We start from the raw sequence: 16,172 nt of genomic DNA, 5'->3' as shown, positions 1-16,172 counted from the left end.
GGGTTACCATCCGATAACCTGCTGTAAAGAGACCCGCCATGACCCGCAACACCGCCCTTGCCGCGACCCTTGCCCTGCCATTCATGGTGGCCGCCTGCGGAACGCCGCAGGAACGCTGCATCAGCAACAACACCAGCGAATACCGCACTGTCAGCAGCCTGTTGGCCGAGGTCGAGGGAAACCTGGCGCGTGGCTATGCATGGGAGGAACGGCAGGTCGTGCGCGACTATCTGACCCAGTGCCGCAGCTATCACTATGAACGGGACGGCCGGGCCATCTACGGCTATGAACCCTGCTGGCGCGATTATGTGGACACCGAGCGCTATCGCGTGCCCATCGACCCGGCCGCGGAACAGCGCAAGCGCGACAACCTGGCGGCGCGTCAAACGCAACTGGGCGACCGGGCGGCAGCAGTGGTGCAGGCCTGCCGCGCGGCATTCCCCGAAGATCAGGGCTGATCAGACCGTCTGCACCGCCACCCGATCGGCCAGACTGCGCCCGCCGTCAACAGTCACGATCTGTCCGGTCACGAACCGCGACGCATCGCTTGCCAGATACAGCACCGTGTCAGCCAGTTCATCGGCAGGGGCGATGCGTCCCATGGGCGTCGCCGCGACGATCCGGTTGCGCAGGTCGGGCTTTTCGCGCAGCGATTCCTGCAATTCGTGGGACATCACGCTTCCGAAACGGACGCCATTCACGCGGATCTTGTGGGGTGCAAGCGCCAGGGCCATCCCCCGCGTCGCCTGTTCCTGTGCCGCATAGGCGATGGAATATCCCAGCATGGTCGGCACCGGATGCAGCGCGGCCAGGGTCGAGATGTTGACGATCGCCCCTGCCGCGCCGGCGTCGGGATCGGCCTCGGTCTCGGCCTGCTTGATCATGCGCTTGGCCACGATCTGAGTCATCCGCAGCCCGGCCATCACGTTCTGGCGCAACAGTTGTTCCAGCACGTCCAGGTCGGTATCCAGCGGGTCGGACGCTTTGACCAGCCGATGCGCGTTGACCAGGATGTCAACCCGGTCAAAGGCATCCAGCGTCGCAGACAACAGGTTCGCTGTCGCCAACTTTTCCGACATCCGGCCCGAAAAGCAGCGGACATGGGGATCGCCGTCGGCGTAATCGGACATCGCCGTGGCCAGTGCGGCTTCGTCCCAGTCGGCGAACATGACATGGGCGCCGCGTTCAACGAAGTGCCGCGCAATGGCCAGGCCGATACCGCGCCCTGCCCCCGTCACGATGGCGGTCTTGCCCTGGATGGACAGGCCCATCAGCGCCGCGCCTTGCGCACCGGGTTGCGGCTGGCATTGCGACCCGCGCCCGTTGCCTCGATCACCTTGAAGCGGTTGTCGCCGCGCAGTTCGGTGACCTGGGCGAAATGCTGCGCCAGGGCGGTTTCATAGGGCAGGTGCCGGTTGGCAACCATCCACAGCCGCCCTGCCCCGGTCAGCAGGCGCGCGGCAGCGGCGATGAAATCCGCCCCGATCCGGGGGTCGGCCAGGCGACCATCATGAAAGGGCGGGTTCATGATCACCCCGTTCACAGGTTCGCGCAGGGTAAAGTCGCGTGCATCCGCCCAGTGGAACTGCGCACGCGGATCCGAGATGTTCTCGCGCGCAGATTCCAGGGCGGCGTGATCTGCCTCGACCAGATGAATGGCCTCAATCCCCGGACGGGCCAGGGCCTGTGCGGACAGCCATCCCCATCCGGCACCCAGATCGACCACGCGGGTCGGCATCCGGTCGGGCAGCGTAGCCGCCAGCATGGCCGATCCGGGATCGATCCCGTCGGCGGAAAACACGCCGGGCCGCGTCACGAAGCCCGGCACGACCTCGCGCGCGCGCGCGGTCCAGTCTTCGGGCAGCCAGTCGCCCGCCGGCACGGTCACTCGAAAGATCTTGCCATGCGCCTTGCTGTGAACCTCGTCCACCGGGGCAAGCAGCCGCAGTTCCCGCAGCATCGAATCGATCCCATCGGTCTTTTGCCCGTCGATCCACAGCGCGGCGCCGGGCACCAGGCGGGACGCGGCATCGGCGATGCGAGCCCGAGCCTCGGCCTTGGCGCGGGGCAGGATGACCAGGGCGCCGTCAAACCGGCCCTCGACCGCAGGCGCAACAAGAAAGCCGCGGGCGGCCAAGGCGTTGTGATCGGGGAAATGTCCTTGCCGGATGCGGGTATGCGCCGGGTCCAGCGGTGACAGATCATCGCCCCCCCGCGCGCCGATCACAAGAAAATCCCCTTCGGGACAGCCATCCGAAATGGCCAGGGCCAGACGTGTCGTTGTCACTGTTATTCTTTTTCCATTGTGCATTGCAGCGGGTGCTGCTGGCGCCGCGCCAGTTCCATGACCTGCGCGACCTTTGTTTCGGCAACCTCGTGCGAAAAGACGCCCACAACAGCCACGCCCTTGCGATGGACGGTCAGCATGATGTCGATCGCCTGGGCATGGGTCATGTTGAACAGCCGTTCCAGCACATGGACCACGAATTCCATCGGCGTGAAGTCGTCGTTCAGCATCAGCACCTTGTACATCGGCGGGCGCTGCGTGCGCGTGCGTGGCTTGACGGCCAGTTCGATGTGGTCGTCGGGTCCGTCGCCGTCTGTCATCCAGTGCGCCATGCTGTCCGTCTGGTCCTGCGATCCTGCTGCCCAAGCCAATATAGTCTATTTCACCGACGATGAAAGCCCGCCCAAAGTTGAGATGGGACAAGAAAATACACCAAATGGGCGGTTACATGGCTGTGAATGCCGTGCTATTATCCAGATATTAAGCAAGGGCATGCGACAAACGACATGCCGTCCCGAGGCAGAGAGACAGCGACAGTGATCCGTATTTCCCAGACAGCCCGGCTGTGGGCCTTTCTCGTGCTGGCCATGCTCGTTCCAGCGACGCTTTCGGCGGCACCTTTTGCCGCCTATGTGATCGACGCGCGCACAGGCCAGCCCATCTACAAGCAAAACGAGGATACGCGGCTCCATCCCGCGTCTCTGACCAAGATGATGACGCTGTACATGGCCTTTACCGCAATCGAACGCGGGCAGGTCCGGCTGGATTCCCAATTCCCCGTATCCACCAATGCGGCGTCCGAACCGCCATCCAAGCTGGGGTTGAAGGCTGGGCAGCGAATCGAATTGCGCTATCTGATCCGTGCCGCCGCGATCAAGTCCGCGAACGACGCCGCCACGACCATCGGCGAAGGCTTGGCCGGGTCGGAGGAGGCCTTTGCTCAGCAGATGACGCAGATGGCCCGCGCCTTGGGAATGCGGAACAGCAATTTCCGCAACGCCCATGGCCTGACTCAGGAAGGGCATTATTCGTCGGCCCATGACATGACCATCCTGGGGCGGCGGTTGTTCTATGATTTTCCGCAATATTACAACATTTTCTCGCGCCGGTCGGCAGATGCGGGAATTGCGCAGGTGGCCTCGACCAACAAGCGGTTTCTGGATGCCTATGAAGGCGCGGACGGCATCAAGACCGGCTATACCCGTGCGGCGGGCTTCAACCTGACGGCGTCTGCGCAGCGCGGCAACAAGCGGGTGATCGCCACGGTTCTGGGCGGCACCTCGACCACGCATCGCAACCAGGTCATGGCACAACTGCTGGATGCTGGCTTCAGCCGGGTTCCGAATCGCGTCCGCGAGGTCCGCCCCGAAGCACCGCGCCTGCTGGCACAACGTGTCGTGCGGCGCGCGCAGGTCGAGCCCTCGGCCGCAGCGACGGCACCGGAACCGCAGCGGCTGGTGCTGTCGGCGTCTGCGCCGCCCGTGCGGGTCAGCCGTCCCGCCTTGGCCTCGACAGCCGCCGTGGCCCAGGCCCCGCAGGTCGCACGCGAAGCGGCCCCGGTGGGCGGCCTGACCTTGGCGGCCAGTGCGCGCCCGGTCAGCCGCCGCGCGACGGCACCTGTGGCGGAAGCCCAGGTCGCCGAAGCTGCGCCACAGGCGCAATCCGCCAGCCTGGCCGCCCCGGTTCTGGCCGCATCGGCCCGCCCTGCCCCGTCACCACGGTCCCGCACAGCCAGCACGGCGGTTGTCGCGACCCCCAATCCAGGGGCCGAACCCGAGGCCATCGCCCGCGCCGTGGCCGAGGCCGTTCCGCAGAACGGCGGAACCTCGATGTCGCTGCTGGCCTCGCCCGCGCCGAAGCCGCGTTCCGAAACGGTGATCCTGGCGGCCATGGGCGAAGGCGACATAGCCGACCCCGAGGCGTTGGAGATCGTGTCCCGCCCCGCCAATGGCGGACGCGGCTGGGGCGTGACGCTGGGTATGTTTTCGTCCCGGGCCGAGGCGGAAAAGCTGCTGTTGCGCAGCGCCTTGCAAGACGGTGCAATCCTGGGCGGCGCCGCGCGACACGTTGCCGATACCAAGCGCGGCTTCCAGCCCAGCTTTGCCAACATGACAAAGGGCAATGCCGAACTGGTGTGCGAACGCTTCGTCAGCCGGTCGCAGGAATGCCAGGTCGTCGGCCGCTGAAAGCCGTCACCGTTCCATGACGAAGGGGGCAGAGTGATCTTTGCCCTCTTCTTCATTGTCCGGCCGGGTCAATCTGGCTTGGGGCGGTCGTCCCATTTGTCGCTGAGGATGCGTTGGGCATCCCCTTTCGGATCCTCGAACTGATGCGACCGCAAGGCCCAGATAAAGGCCACAAGACCTGCCGCCCCCAGACCAAGCGAAACAGGGATCAGAATGGACAGGATCTCCATGCGTGCTTCCTTTCAATCCCGCAGCCGCAGCGCGTTCAGGGTCACCGTGATCGAACTGAGCGACATCGCAAGCGCCGCAATCAGCGGGGTGACCATGCCAGCCACCGCCAGCGGAACCGCCACGATATTATAGGCGATGGAGATTGCAAAGTTCTGGCGAATACGCCGCGTCGCCAGACGGGCGGTCGCGACCGCCTCGGCCACGGCCACCAGATCGTTGCCGGTCAGCACCATGTCACTGGCCACCCGCGCCGCGTCCAATGCGCTGGCGGGCGAGACCGAGGCATGGGCGCGGGCCAATGCCGCCGTGTCGTTCAACCCGTCGCCCACCATCAGGACGCGCGCGCCCTTGGCAGCCAGGCCCGCCACCATCGCCTCTTTTCCCTGGGGATCGACGGCGGCGTGGAAATCATGGATGCCCAGGCGCCCAGCCAGATCCGCCACGGCCGCCCGGCGGTCCCCCGATATCAGCAGAACCCGCAGCCCTGCCTTGCGCAGCATCGCCACGCATTCCGCAGCGCCGGGGCGCCATTCGTCGGTGAAATCCAGACGGACGGGGGCTTGCCCTTCGACCGCCAGCCATGTCGCGCTTGTGGGCCTGTCTTCGTCGTCATCCGCGACACCCAGCCAGTCGGCGCGGCCCAGCCGGACGATGCGGCCACCCCAGCGGGCCGAGACGCCAAAGCCTGGATGTTCGGCCACGTCGGAAAGATCTGCAACCGGATGATCGGCCAGGGCCGCAGCCAGGGCAACAGACAGCGGATGAGAGGAACCTTGGGCCAGGGCATGGGCAACGGGGCGCATTTCGGCAGGCAGCGGATCGGCGCTGACCAGCGACGGACGGCCCAGGGTCAGGGTGCCGGTCTTGTCGAAGACGACGGTATCGACCTCGGCCATGCGCTCCAGGGCGGTGCCGTCCTTGATCAGCAGCCCGCGCCGGAACAGCCGCCCCGATGCGGCGGTGGCGACCGCCGGAACCGCCAGGCCAAGCGCGCATGGACAGGTCACGATCAGCACCGCCGCCGCAATGTTGACGGCAAGGCGCAGGTCGCCCGTGGTCCAGACCCACCCCGCAAAGCTGCACAGCGCCATCAGGTGAACGCTTGGCGAATAAGCCCGAGAGGCCCGTTCGGCCAGAGAGGTATAGCGTCCGCGCGCAGCCTCGGCCGCCTCGACAAGGGCGGTCAGGCGGGACAGGGACGAATCGCGGCCCGCAGCCGTCACGCGCAGCACCAGCGGCCCGGTCAGGTTCACCTCGCCTGCCGACAGCATCTGGCCGGGCGCAGCCAGCACGGGCAGGGTTTCGCCGGTCAGCAAGGCACGGTCGATTTCAGACTGTCCCTCGACGATCTCTCCATCCGCGGGAACGCGCGCGCCGGGCCGGATGCGGATCAGGTCGCCGGGGCGCAGGTTTGCGACGGGAACAGTCTGTTCCGTCCCCTCGACCAGCAGGGTCGCACGCGGAACCTCCAGCGCGGTCAGCTCGGCTGCGGCAGACCGGGCGATGGCGCGGGTGCGGTGGTCCAGATAGCGCCCGATCAGCAGGAAAAAGCACAGCATCGCCGCAGCGTCGAAATAGGCGTGATGCCCCGATTCCATCGTCTCATAGACCGAGATGGCACTGGCCAGGATCAGCGCCAGCGAGATCGGCACGTCCATGCCCAGCCGCCCCACCCGGATCGCCGCCCAGGCACTGCGAAAGAAAGGCTGGCCCGCAAAGAATACCGTCGGCAGGGCGATGGCACCGCTGATCCAGTGGAACAGGTCGCGCGTGGCGGATTCGGCGCCAGACCAGACGGCCACTGACAGGATCATGATGTTCATCATCGCGAAACCCGACACGCCGATGCGCATCAGCAGGTCGCGTCCCTGCCGGTCGGCCGTGGTGGCGGAAAGCGCGTCGGGATCAAGCTCGTGTGCCTCGAATCCGACGCCCGCCAGCACTGGGATCAGATCATCCGCAGTCAGCCCCGGCGCATCGACGGTGACGCGGCGCAGGGTCAGATTGACGCGGGCATTCTGCACGCCGGGATGGGCCGTCAGTGCGGTTTCCACATCGGTGATGCAGGTCGCACAATGGGCTGTGGGCAGGGACAGGATCACTGTGCCCCGCGCGGCCTCGGCCCGGTCGGCCAGGCGTTGCGCCAAGGGTGCCGCGTCGCAGGCGGGACAGGCGCTGAAGCCTGATGCGGTCAGGTCTGCCATCTTATTTGACCCTTGCCCCGGCGTATTGGTCCAGCCGCTGCCGGAACGATGTTCCGTCCGGCGCCGTCGCCTGGACATGGATGTTCCAGACGCCCGGTTCCAGCACCAGGGACGCGCGATAGATACCGCCGCCCGCAGGATCGAATTGCGGCGTCACGTCGGAGCGCTTGTGGGTCGGGCGCCCGATGGTGGCGGTAAAATCGCGCAGGATGGGATGGGCGCCTTGGCTGTCCACGATCTCGATGACGATTTCGGTGCCGTCATAATTTGCCTTGGCCGTCCAACCCAGGTTTTCCTGCGCCAGCCGGTCTCGGTCGAATTCCTGGGACGCGACATAGCTGTTCTTGACCTCAAGCCCCGGAAAGCTGCCAACGGCCAGGAAAGCCATGACCAGGTTTACGGAGATGATGACCCCGAAGGCCGCCAGAGTGATGATCAGGACATGGCGCCCCGTCAGTTCCTTTGCCATCATTCGCCCTTTCCGTGAAAGATCGTGCCGACCGTGGCGGTGGTGCCGTCAAGTTCGTCCCGCACGACCAGGTCCAGCGATGTCGTGGCGCTTGTGGCAAGATCGGACCCCGCAGGCGCGGTCACGTACAGCCTGCGGCTAAGGGTTTCGTCCGCAGGCACGTCAACTGTCCCCGTGGTTGACCCTTCCACCGTTACCGCCAGATCCTCGGCCCCTTCGACCGCAAAGGCAAAGCTGCGGGCGTCTTGCTGCTTGTTGCGCAACCGCACCTCATAGGTATTGCGGACAGCACCGTCGGACATGGTCACGAACATCGGATTGCGCACCGGAGAGACGTTCAGATCAAAGGGAGAACGCATGAACAGCGCCACAATCAGCGCAACCCCGATCCCGGCCCATAGGGTGAAGTAAAGGATCGTGCGGGGACGGAAGATATGCCTCCAGACTGACTTTGGCGCAGCGCCCGCGCGTTCGGCAGTCTCGTCCCTCAGCGCCATATAGTCGATAAGTCCGCGCGGCTTGCCGATCTTGTCCATGATCTCGTCGCATGCGTCGATGCACAGGGCGCAGGTGATGCATTCCATCTGTTGACCGTCGCGGATGTCGATGCCCATGGGGCAGACGTTCACGCAGGCCATGCAGTCGATGCAGTCGCCTGCAGAGTTCAGCGGGATCGGCCCGCCCACGCCCGTGCGCACGCCTGGATAGGGAATGGGCGGATATTGTCCCCCTGCCGTGGGACCGGCGGCATGGCTCTCGGCCTCGGCCTGGAAGGCGGCGGCGGCGGGGCGGTTTCGGACATTGCCCTTGCCGCGCGGCTCGCCCCGCCATTCGCGATAGGCGACGGTCAGCGTGTCTTCGTCCATCATCGCGGCCTGGATGCGCGGCCAGGGGCAGGCATAGATGCAGATCTGCTCGCGCGCAAAGCCGCCGAACAGAAAGGTGGTCCCGGTCAGGATGGCCATCGTGATATAGGCGACAGGATGGGCCTGCCCAGTCAGCAGGTTGCCCAGCAAGGTGGGGGCGTCGGTGAAATAGAAAACCCAAGCCCCGCCGGTCAACAGCGCGATCACCAGCCAGATCGACCATTTCGCGGCCCGCAGCCGGATCTTGTGGGCGTCCCATTTCTGGCGGTGCAGGCGGATCTGGTTGTTCCGATCACCCTCGATCCAGCGTTCGACCAGGGTGAACAGGTCGGTCCAGACGGTCTGCGGACAGGCATAGCCGCACCACACGCGACCCAGGGCCGACGTGAACAGGAACAGCCCCAGTCCCGCCATGACCAGAAGCCCGGCCACGAAATAGAATTCGTGCGGCCAAATCTCGATCCAGAAAAAGAAGAACCGGCGGTTTGCCAGGTCTACCAGAACGGCCTGGTCGGGCATGGCCGGGCCACGTTCCCAACGCAGCCAGGGCATGACGTAATAGATCGTCAGGGCCACCGCCATGACGATCCACTTGAGGTTCCTGAACCGCCCTTGCACGCGCTTGGGGAAAATCGGTTCCCGCTTGGCGTAAAGGCTCGGGGGGTCCAACTCGGGGGTGGACATATGAAGAATCGCTCCTGTTTCGCCCATCCGGTCTAGACCGGACAGGCAGGGGATTCTTTGACCTGCATCAAACGCAATCCGGTGCAGCGGCGCTTGCCTAGCGCGTCCAGGGTGCGGCAGGGCCACGAATCTGGGCAAAGCGATCGTCGGCCTTGGCCGCCAGAATATGATCATCGCAACCACGCAGCCAGTCCACAGGCAGATGCCGCCCTGCCCGCCGAGTTCTGCCTTTGGACGGGATCACCCATAATTGCACGGCTTGGGGCAATCGTGCCTGTCACGGCCGCCATTGGTCTGCGTCTTGCGCAGCCGAATCATCGTGCTTTCCGGCGCTGCCATGCTGACGTAACCTGCAGGCCGATGAAGGAGCCTTTCATGCTGACCATCCATGGCGTCACCCGTTCGCGCGCCTCGCGCATCATCTGGCTGTGCCACGAGATCGGATTGGAGTTTCGCCAGATCCCGGTCATTCAGGCCTATCGCCTGGGCCATCCCGATGCGCCCGATGCGCCCCTGAACACGCATTCCCCGGCCTTCCTGGCGCTGTCGCCTGCAGGAACCATCCCGGTGATCGAGGATGGCGGCCTGACCCTGAGCGAATCCCTTGCCGCCACCCTGTATCTGGCACGCAAGTACGGCGGCCACCTTGGCCCCGCCGACCTGGAGGAAGACGCGCAGATGATGCAGTGGAGCTTTTACGCCGCCACTGCCGTCGAACCCGAGGCGCTGACGATCCTGTTCCTTCACGCCCCGTCGCGCCTGCAATCGGGCGACGATCAAGCCCTTGTCGCCAATGCAGCCGAACGCCTGATCCGGCCCTTGAAGGTGATCGAAGGTCATCTGGCCACCCATGAACATCTGGTCGGAAACCGCTTTACCGTGGCTGATCTGAACCTTGCCGAGGTGCTGCGCTATGCACAGGGATATGGCGAGCTGATGGGACAGTTTCCCGCGGTGATGGCTTGGCTGGAACGGTGCCAGTCCCGTCCGGCATTTCGAAAGATGTGGGAAGCCCGGCTGGCCGAACCGGAGTAAAGCGCCCTCGTAGAACCAGAAGATTACCACGGGCTTGCTGACGAGCCGCAACTGCATGACCACCGTATTGAGCGACCCGCATGGTATTTTTGGGATGCACGCCTGCCGCGACTCCAATGTCCAAGACTTCGGTCATAAGATCGCAGCCCTGGTTCAGGGCCTGACCAACACTCGGCACGCTGGGCCGGGTGCAGCGGGACTGGCCTTGGTCCCGCTTGCATGAGATAGTCCCCCAACCGAGAACAAGAGCAGAACCCCATGGCCGACGATCTTCTTTCCGCAGTCGATGCGATCGACAGCTATTCCGCCGCCTCGATCGAGGTTCTGGAAGGGTTGGAGCCTGTGCGCAAACGGCCCGGCATGTATATCGGCGGGACGGACGAACGCGCGCTGCATCACCTTGTGGCAGAGATTCTCGACAACTCGATGGACGAGGCGGTGGCAGGCCATGCCACCCGGATCGAGGTCGAGCTGCTGGCCGATCACAGTGTCGTCGTGCGTGACAACGGACGCGGCATCCCGATTGACCCGCATCCCAAGTTTCCGGGCAAATCCGCGCTCGAGGTGATCCTTTGCACCCTGCACGCCGGCGGCAAGTTCTCGGGCGATGCCTACCAGACCTCGGGGGGCTTGCACGGGGTCGGCGCCTCGGTCGTGAATGCGCTATCGGACCTTATGGTGGTGCAGGTCGCGCGCAACAAGGAACTGTTCGAACAGCGTTTTTCGCGCGGCGTGCCGCAGGGGCCGGTTGCCAGGATCGGGGCCGCCCCCAACCGGCGCGGCACAACGGTGACCTTCCACGCCGACGAGGACATCTTCGGCCACCACCGCTTCAAGCCCGCGCGGCTGCTGAAGATGGTGAAATCCAAGGCCTATCTGTTCAGTGGCGTGGAAATCCGCTGGAAATCGGAAATCGACGACGGCGAAACTCCGCGAGAGGCGACGTTCCATTTTCCCGGCGGCCTGGCCGATTACCTTGCCGAGACGCTGACCGGCGCCAGCACCTATGCCGACCGCCCCTTCGCGGGCAGTGTCGATTTCCGCCGCCAGGGCGCGCCCGGCAAGGTGGACTGGGCGATCAACTGGACGCCCTCGCGCGACGGCTTCATTCAGTCCTATTGCAACACCGTGCCCACGCCCGAAGGCGGCACGCACGAGGCCGGCTTCTGGGCGGCGATCCTGAAGGGCGTGCGCGCCTATGGCGAGCGGATCAGCAACAAGAAAGCCGCCAACATCACCCGAGAGGATTTGCTGACCGGCGGCTGCGCGCTTGTCAGCTGCTTTATCCGCGAACCGGAATTCGTGGGCCAGACCAAGGACCGCCTTGCCACGACCGAGGCCGCGCGCCTGGTCGAGAACGCCGTGCGGGACCATTTCGACACCTGGCTGGCGGGGGATACGAAATCCGCGGGCGCGATCCTGGATTTTCTGGTCCTGCGTGCCGACGAACGCCTGCGCCGCAAGCAGGAAAAGGAAACCGCGCGCAAGACGGCCACGAAAAAGCTGCGCCTGCCCGGCAAACTGGTCGATTGCAGCGCCACCAGCCGGGACGGCACCGAACTGTTCATCGTCGAGGGCGACAGTGCGGGCGGATCGGCCAAGATGGCGCGAGACCGCACCAACCAGGCGCTGCTGCCCTTGCGCGGCAAGATCCTGAACGTGCTGGGCGCGGCATCCACCAAGATGGGGGCCAATCAGGAAATCAGCAATCTTTGTCAAGCGCTTGGCGTGGGAATGGGATCCAAGTTCAAGGTCGATGACCTGCGCTATGATAAGGTCATCATCATGACGGACGCCGATGTGGACGGCGCCCATATCGCCTCGCTGCTGATGACGTTCTTCTTTACGCAAATGCGGCCGATGATCGACAAGGGGCATCTGTATCTGGCCTGCCCGCCGCTGTATCGCCTGACCCAGGGGGCGCATCGGGTTTATGTCGCGGATGACGCCGAAAAGGAACGGATGCTGGTCAAGGGCCTGGGCGGGCGCGGCAAGATCGACGTGCAGCGGTTCAAGGGCTTGGGCGAGATGGACGCCAAGGATCTGAAGGACACGACCATGAATCCGAAGACCCGCAAGCTGATCCGCGTCAGCATCGACGACGACGAAGGCGGGGAAACCGGCGAACTGGTTGAACGGCTAATGGGCAAGAAGCCCGAATTGCGGTTCGAGTATATCCAGGAAAACGCGCGCTTCGCCGAAGAGCTGGACGTCTGAGATGCGGCAATATCACGACGCCTTGCGCATGGTCCTGGATCAGGGGCACGAAAGCACGGACCGTACGGGAACGGGTACGATCAGCCATTTCGGGCTGCAATGCCGATATCCGCTGGCGGACGGCTTTCCGCTGGTGACGACCAAGAAGCTGCACCTGAGGTCGATCATCCACGAACTGCTGTGGTTCCTGTCCGGCGACACAAACATCCGATATCTGAAGGAAAATGGTGTCTCTATCTGGGACGAATGGGCGGATGAAAACGGCGACCTTGGCCCCGTCTATGGCCGCCAGTGGCGGCATTTCCCGAAGCTGGTGCCCAGCGGGCAGGATGCCAATGGCCGCCCCCTGTTCTTCGCGGATCATGTCGATCAGATCGCTGATCTGGTTCAGGCGATCCGCCAGACGCCTGACTCGCGCCGTCTGATCGTGTCGGCCTGGAACCCGGGCGACGTCCCGGACATGGCGCTGCCCCCCTGCCACACGCTGTGGCAGGTGCGCATTCTTGCGGGCAAGCTGCATCTGCAACTGTATCAGCGCTCGGCGGATATGTTCCTGGGGGTGCCGTTCAACATCGCGTCCTATGCATTGTTGCAGGTAATGCTGGCCCATGTCACCGGATACGAACCCGGTGACTTCGTGCATTCCATCGGGGATGCGCATATCTATTCCAACCATCTGGACCAAGTGCGGACCCAGCTTGCCCGGTCTCCCAAGCCCCTGCCCCAAATTCGCCTGCGCCGCGATGTCGAGTCGATCTTTGATTTCCGGTACGAGGATTTCGAGGTTCTGAACTATGATCCCGACCCGGCCATCAAGGCCCCGGTGGCCGTGTAAGATGCTGACCTTGATCGCAGCCCGCGACCGCAACGGCGCCATCGGCAAAGACAACGACATCCCTTGGCGCGCGCCCGAGGATCTGGCTTTCTTTCAGCGGGAAACAACAGGCGGCGCGGTCGTCATGGGCCGCAAGACCTGGGACAGCCTGCCCTTCAAGCCCCTGAAGAATCGCCTGAACCTGGTGGTATCCTCAAACCCGGACGCGGCGGACCATGTTGCTGCCACGCCTCGGGCTGCCCTTGATCTTGCGCATTCCATGGGTCATCGGCGGGTTTACGGCATTGGCGGGGCGGGTATCTATGAGGCGCTGCTGCCCCTGGCCGACCGGCTGTTGCTGACCGAGGTGGATCTGGACGTGCGGGCTGCCGATACGTTCTTTCCCGCCTTCGACAGGAACGAATGGGACTGCCTGGGCTCCGTCGAACTGCGCCATGAACACCCGCGCTGCACCTTGTTCGAATATCTGCGCCGACGTTGAACCACCGGAAGGGATCTCCATGAACATACGTTATCTGCACACCATGGTCCGGGTTGCCGACCTGGACAAGACCATGGCCTTTTTCAAGCTACTGGGGCTGGAGGAAACCCGTCGTATCGACAACGACAAGGGCCGCTTCACATTGGTCTTCATGGCCCCGCCCGGCCAGCCGGAATGCCCGGTCGAGCTGACCTATAACTGGGATGGCGACGACGGCCTGCCCTCGGACAGCCGCCATTTTGGCCACCTGGCGTACCGCGTCGGCAATATTTATGACCTGTGCCAGCGACTGATGGATGCAGGCGTCGCCATCAACCGCCCGCCGCGGGACGGGCACATGGCCTTTGTTCGCAGTCCGGACAACGTGTCGGTCGAACTGCTGCAAGAAGGCGATGCCCTGCCCCCGGCGGAACCCTGGGCTAGCATGGAAAACACCGGCCACTGGTAAGGCTCCCTCCGGTCAATAGATATAGCGGATCTGCTCCAGCCAGAACCGTTCGATCCGGCGGCTTTGCAGGTTGACCTGTTCCAAGGGGGGATCTTCCAGCACGCCGGACATGGCCAGCCCTTCTGCATGGCGCAGGAACAGGCGGTGGACCATGTCGCGGACCGCCTGTCCATCAGGCGTCAGCTTTACCCGCACGGACCGGCGGTCCATGTCGCTGCGTTCGTGGTGGACATAGCCCATCGTCACCAGCTTTTTCAGGTTATAGCTGACATTGGATCCCTGATACATGCCGCGGGACCGCAACTCGCCTGCAGAAACCTCGGCTCCGCCGAGGTTGTACAGGATCATCGCCTGGACCGGGGTCAGGTCGTGTTGGCCCAGACGTTCGAATTCGTCCTTGACCAGATCCAGCATCAGCCGGTGCAGCCGTTCCAGAAGCTGCAGGGATTCAAGGTAAGCCTCGGTCGTATCTGCCAGGTCCGGCAGGGCCTGAACGTCAGCCTGGGGGCGCATATCGCGCGGAGCGGGGGAAATCATGGCGTCTCGCGGTCCTGATTTGTTCCTCATGCCCTGACATTGCCGCAAAAACGAAAATCTTCAGTTAATGCAACGGAACTTCCGCAGAAGATTGGGGAAAATTTTATTGAACGAGCTTCAGCCGTTCCGCTGCATGGGCCGCGATCCGGTCCAGGACGGCCGCAATGCTTGCCGGGCCACGATCCGTCCCGCCATTAACCCGCGCCGTCACCCAAAGATACAGATCCTGATCGTTTTCGGACAACATGGCCTCGTAGGCATCCAGGTCGGCGCCATCCAGTGATGCCAGGGCGTCGTCTGCGAAATGACCCAGGATCAGGTCCATTTCCTTCATTCCCCGGCGCCAACTGCGCATTTTCAGACGCCGCAGACGGGTTTCAGCAGATTCGATCATTCCATGCATCCTTTCGGGCGTGCTTGCCGTCCCTGACGGGCCAGCATAAGCCATACCGTAACGCCGTTCAAATCACCAAGGTTTGCCATGGGTTTCCTGTCTGATCGCCTGAACCGAATCAAACCCTCGCCCACCATTGCGATGACCACCCGCGCGGCGGAGCTGCGCACGCAGGGCCGCGACATCATCGGCCTGTCCGCTGGCGAACCGGATTTCGACACGCCCGTCCATATCCGCAACGCCGCCAAGGTCGCCATTGATGCAGGCCACACGCGCTATACTGCGGTGGACGGCACGCCGTCGCTGAAGCGCGCGATCTGCGACAAGCTCGCGAGGGAAAACGGGCTGGACTACACCCTGTCCCAGGTTACCGTCGGAACGGGCGGAAAGCAGATCCTGTTCAATGCGCTGATGGCGACGCTGGACGAAGGCGACGAGGTGATCGTCCCCGCCCCGTACTGGGTCAGTTATCCCGACATGGTGCTGCTAGCCGGGGGAACGCCTGTGATCGTGGAATGCGGGCAGGATCAAGGGTTTCGCCTGACACCCGAGGCGCTGGATGCGGCGATCACGCCGCGCACGAAATGGCTGATCCTCAATTCGCCGTCCAATCCGTCCGGCGCAGGATACGACCGCGCGGCGATGCAGGCACTGACTGACGTGTTGCTGCGCCATCCGCAGGTCTGGATCCTGGCAGATGACATCTATGAACACCTGGTCTTTGACGGGTTCGAGTTCGTGACCCCCGTCCAGGTCGAGCCGCTGCTGAAGGACCGGACGCTGACGATGAACGGCGTCAGCAAGGCCTATGCCATGACCGGTTGGCGCATCGGTTACGGCGCGGCGCCGGAACCGTTGATCCGGGCCATGGCCAAACTGCAGTCGCAATCGACCTCGAACCCTTGCTCGATCAGCCAATATGCGGCCGAGGCTGCGCTGACCGGACCGCAGGATTACATCGCCGAAAGCCGCGCGGTCTTCCAACGCCGCCGCGATCTGGTCGTGGCCGGGTTGAACGCCTGCCCCGGCATCGACTGCCCCACGCCGCAGGGTGCGTTCTATGTCTATCCCTCGATTGCAGGACTGATCGGCAAGACCTCGGGCGCAGGCACGGTCATCGCGGATGATGAGGCTTTCGCCAATGCGCTGCTGGACGAAACCGGGGTTGCGGTGGTCTTTGGCGCAGCCTTCGGCCTCAGCCCGCATTTCCGCATTTCCTATGCGACCAGCGACGAACAGCTGACCGAGGCCGTCGCCCGCATCCGGCGGTTCTGCGAAGGCTGCAACTGACCGCAGCC

The 16,172-nt window shown here is 64.0% G+C and carries 17 protein-coding genes; 8 read left to right on the top strand and 9 right to left on the bottom strand.

Translation table 11 applies throughout. The features are described from left to right. Positions 1-38 precede the first annotated feature (38 nt). Positions 39-458, top strand: coding sequence for a hypothetical protein (locus tag Q5701_RS07055; RefSeq protein WP_306754561.1), 420 nt, complete (start codon positions 39-41; stop codon positions 456-458). Here Q5701_RS07055 and Q5701_RS07050 read toward each other — a convergent pair whose 3' ends face one another. From Q5701_RS07050 to clpS, 3 genes are read right to left on the bottom strand one after another with little or no spacing between them, the layout of a single operon-like run. After that, positions 459-1,271, bottom strand: a complete 813-nt coding sequence (locus Q5701_RS07050) for an SDR family NAD(P)-dependent oxidoreductase (protein WP_306754560.1) — start codon at positions 1,269-1,271, stop codon at positions 459-461. Continuing rightward, positions 1,271-2,287 (bottom strand): class I SAM-dependent methyltransferase, encoded by a 1,017-nt coding sequence (locus Q5701_RS07045; RefSeq protein WP_306754559.1) that lies wholly within the window; start codon positions 2,285-2,287, stop codon positions 1,271-1,273. Before Q5701_RS07045 ends, Q5701_RS07050 begins: the two co-directional genes overlap by 1 nt. 2 nt (positions 2,288-2,289) lie before the next feature. Then, entirely contained in the window at positions 2,290-2,607 is a 318-nt protein-coding gene (gene clpS / locus Q5701_RS07040) for an ATP-dependent Clp protease adapter ClpS (protein ID WP_234853137.1), read from the bottom strand. A gap of 267 nt (positions 2,608-2,874) precedes the next feature. On the opposite strand from clpS, the gene Q5701_RS07035 reads away from it, so the two are divergent. Beyond that, on the top strand, positions 2,875-4,473 hold the full coding sequence (locus Q5701_RS07035) for a D-alanyl-D-alanine carboxypeptidase family protein (RefSeq protein ID WP_444875300.1): 1,599 nt from the start codon (positions 2,875-2,877) through the stop codon (positions 4,471-4,473). A 68-nt stretch (positions 4,474-4,541) separates the two neighbouring features. On the opposite strand, the gene ccoS is transcribed toward Q5701_RS07035, so the two are convergent. From ccoS to Q5701_RS07015, 4 genes are read right to left on the bottom strand one after another with little or no spacing between them, the layout of a single operon-like run. Next, a complete protein-coding gene (gene ccoS, locus Q5701_RS07030) occupies positions 4,542-4,703 on the bottom strand; it encodes a cbb3-type cytochrome oxidase assembly protein CcoS (protein WP_234853138.1) in 162 nt (53 codons plus the stop codon). A gap of 12 nt (positions 4,704-4,715) precedes the next feature. Further along, positions 4,716-6,908 (bottom strand): heavy metal translocating P-type ATPase, encoded by a 2,193-nt coding sequence (locus Q5701_RS07025; protein WP_306754557.1) that lies wholly within the window; start codon positions 6,906-6,908, stop codon positions 4,716-4,718. Position 6,909: 1 nt separating this feature from the next. Further along, positions 6,910-7,380: a FixH family protein gene (locus Q5701_RS07020; protein WP_306754555.1), complete on the bottom strand. Its 471-nt coding sequence runs from the start codon at positions 7,378-7,380 to the stop codon at positions 6,910-6,912. Next, the gene (locus tag Q5701_RS07015) at positions 7,377-8,927 is read right to left on the bottom strand and encodes an RdxA/RdxB/FixG family protein (RefSeq protein WP_306754554.1); all 1,551 of its coding nucleotides are present in this window, start codon (positions 8,925-8,927) and stop codon (positions 7,377-7,379) included. The genes Q5701_RS07020 and Q5701_RS07015 overlap by 4 nt, the downstream gene beginning before the upstream one ends. A 375-nt stretch (positions 8,928-9,302) precedes the next feature. Between Q5701_RS07015 and Q5701_RS07010 the strand changes: the two genes are divergently transcribed. From Q5701_RS07010 to Q5701_RS06990, 5 genes are all read left to right on the top strand, one after another. Next, positions 9,303-9,962, top strand: coding sequence for a glutathione S-transferase family protein (locus tag Q5701_RS07010; protein ID WP_306754553.1), 660 nt, complete (start codon positions 9,303-9,305; stop codon positions 9,960-9,962). A 258-nt stretch (positions 9,963-10,220) separates the two neighbouring features. Beyond that, on the top strand, positions 10,221-12,179 hold the full coding sequence (parE, locus tag Q5701_RS07005) for a DNA topoisomerase IV subunit B (RefSeq protein WP_306754552.1): 1,959 nt from the start codon (positions 10,221-10,223) through the stop codon (positions 12,177-12,179). Position 12,180: 1 nt separating this feature from the next. Further along, positions 12,181-13,014 (top strand): thymidylate synthase, encoded by an 834-nt coding sequence (locus Q5701_RS07000; RefSeq protein ID WP_306754551.1) that lies wholly within the window; start codon positions 12,181-12,183, stop codon positions 13,012-13,014. 1 nt (position 13,015) lies between these two features. After that, entirely contained in the window at positions 13,016-13,495 is a 480-nt protein-coding gene (locus tag Q5701_RS06995; RefSeq protein WP_306754550.1) for a dihydrofolate reductase, read from the top strand. 19 nt (positions 13,496-13,514) lie between these two features. Next, entirely contained in the window at positions 13,515-13,943 is a 429-nt protein-coding gene (locus tag Q5701_RS06990) for a VOC family protein (RefSeq protein ID WP_306754548.1), read from the top strand. Positions 13,944-13,955: 12 nt separating this feature from the next. Here the strand turns inward: Q5701_RS06990 and Q5701_RS06985 are convergent, their stop codons facing one another. Beyond that, on the bottom strand, positions 13,956-14,456 hold the full coding sequence (locus Q5701_RS06985; RefSeq protein WP_306755363.1) for a MarR family winged helix-turn-helix transcriptional regulator: 501 nt from the start codon (positions 14,454-14,456) through the stop codon (positions 13,956-13,958). Between the two features lie 127 nt (positions 14,457-14,583). Then, complete coding sequence (locus tag Q5701_RS06980; protein ID WP_306754546.1) at positions 14,584-14,874, bottom strand: FAD assembly factor SdhE; 291 nt, start codon at positions 14,872-14,874, stop codon at positions 14,584-14,586. A gap of 87 nt (positions 14,875-14,961) precedes the next feature. Here Q5701_RS06980 and Q5701_RS06975 point away from each other — a divergent pair, with 87 nt between their 5' ends. Beyond that, positions 14,962-16,164: a pyridoxal phosphate-dependent aminotransferase gene (locus Q5701_RS06975; protein WP_306754545.1), complete on the top strand. Its 1,203-nt coding sequence runs from the start codon at positions 14,962-14,964 to the stop codon at positions 16,162-16,164. Positions 16,165-16,172: the final 8 nt, after the last annotated feature.

The organism is Paracoccus actinidiae, from assembly GCF_030863885.1.
GTDB classification, from domain to species: Bacteria; Pseudomonadota; Alphaproteobacteria; order Rhodobacterales; family Rhodobacteraceae; genus Paracoccus; species Paracoccus everestensis.
The sequence above is the reverse complement of the archived record's forward strand: the minus strand, read 5'-3'. Positions and strand labels throughout refer to the sequence as shown.

Bases quoted from the DNA above. Each gene is read 5' to 3' on its own strand.
- Q5701_RS07055 (WP_306754561.1), top strand. From the start codon at position 39: ATGACCCGCAACACCGCCCTTGCCGCGACCCTTGCCCTGCCATTCATG.
- Q5701_RS07050 (WP_306754560.1), bottom strand. From the start codon at position 1,271: ATGGGCCTGTCCATCCAGGGCAAGACCGCCATCGTGACGGGGGCAGGG.
- Q5701_RS07000 (WP_306754551.1), top strand. From the start codon at position 12,181: ATGCGGCAATATCACGACGCCTTGCGCATGGTCCTGGATCAGGGGCAC.
- Q5701_RS06985 (WP_306755363.1), bottom strand. From the start codon at position 14,456: ATGCGCCCCCAGGCTGACGTTCAGGCCCTGCCGGACCTGGCAGATACG.
- Q5701_RS06990 (WP_306754548.1), top strand. From the start codon at position 13,515: ATGAACATACGTTATCTGCACACCATGGTCCGGGTTGCCGACCTGGAC.
- Q5701_RS06975 (WP_306754545.1), top strand. From the start codon at position 14,962: ATGGGTTTCCTGTCTGATCGCCTGAACCGAATCAAACCCTCGCCCACC.
- Q5701_RS07020 (WP_306754555.1), bottom strand. From the start codon at position 7,380: ATGATGGCAAAGGAACTGACGGGGCGCCATGTCCTGATCATCACTCTG.
- parE (WP_306754552.1), top strand. From the start codon at position 10,221: ATGGCCGACGATCTTCTTTCCGCAGTCGATGCGATCGACAGCTATTCC.
- ccoS (WP_234853138.1), bottom strand. From the start codon at position 4,703: ATGGAGATCCTGTCCATTCTGATCCCTGTTTCGCTTGGTCTGGGGGCG.
- Q5701_RS06995 (WP_306754550.1), top strand. From the start codon at position 13,016: ATGCTGACCTTGATCGCAGCCCGCGACCGCAACGGCGCCATCGGCAAA.
- clpS (WP_234853137.1), bottom strand. From the start codon at position 2,607: ATGACAGACGGCGACGGACCCGACGACCACATCGAACTGGCCGTCAAG.
- Q5701_RS07015 (WP_306754554.1), bottom strand. From the start codon at position 8,927: ATGTCCACCCCCGAGTTGGACCCCCCGAGCCTTTACGCCAAGCGGGAA.
- Q5701_RS07025 (WP_306754557.1), bottom strand. From the start codon at position 6,908: ATGGCAGACCTGACCGCATCAGGCTTCAGCGCCTGTCCCGCCTGCGAC.
- Q5701_RS07035 (WP_444875300.1), top strand. From the start codon at position 2,875: ATGCTCGTTCCAGCGACGCTTTCGGCGGCACCTTTTGCCGCCTATGTG.
- Q5701_RS06980 (WP_306754546.1), bottom strand. From the start codon at position 14,874: ATGATCGAATCTGCTGAAACCCGTCTGCGGCGTCTGAAAATGCGCAGT.
- Q5701_RS07010 (WP_306754553.1), top strand. From the start codon at position 9,303: ATGCTGACCATCCATGGCGTCACCCGTTCGCGCGCCTCGCGCATCATC.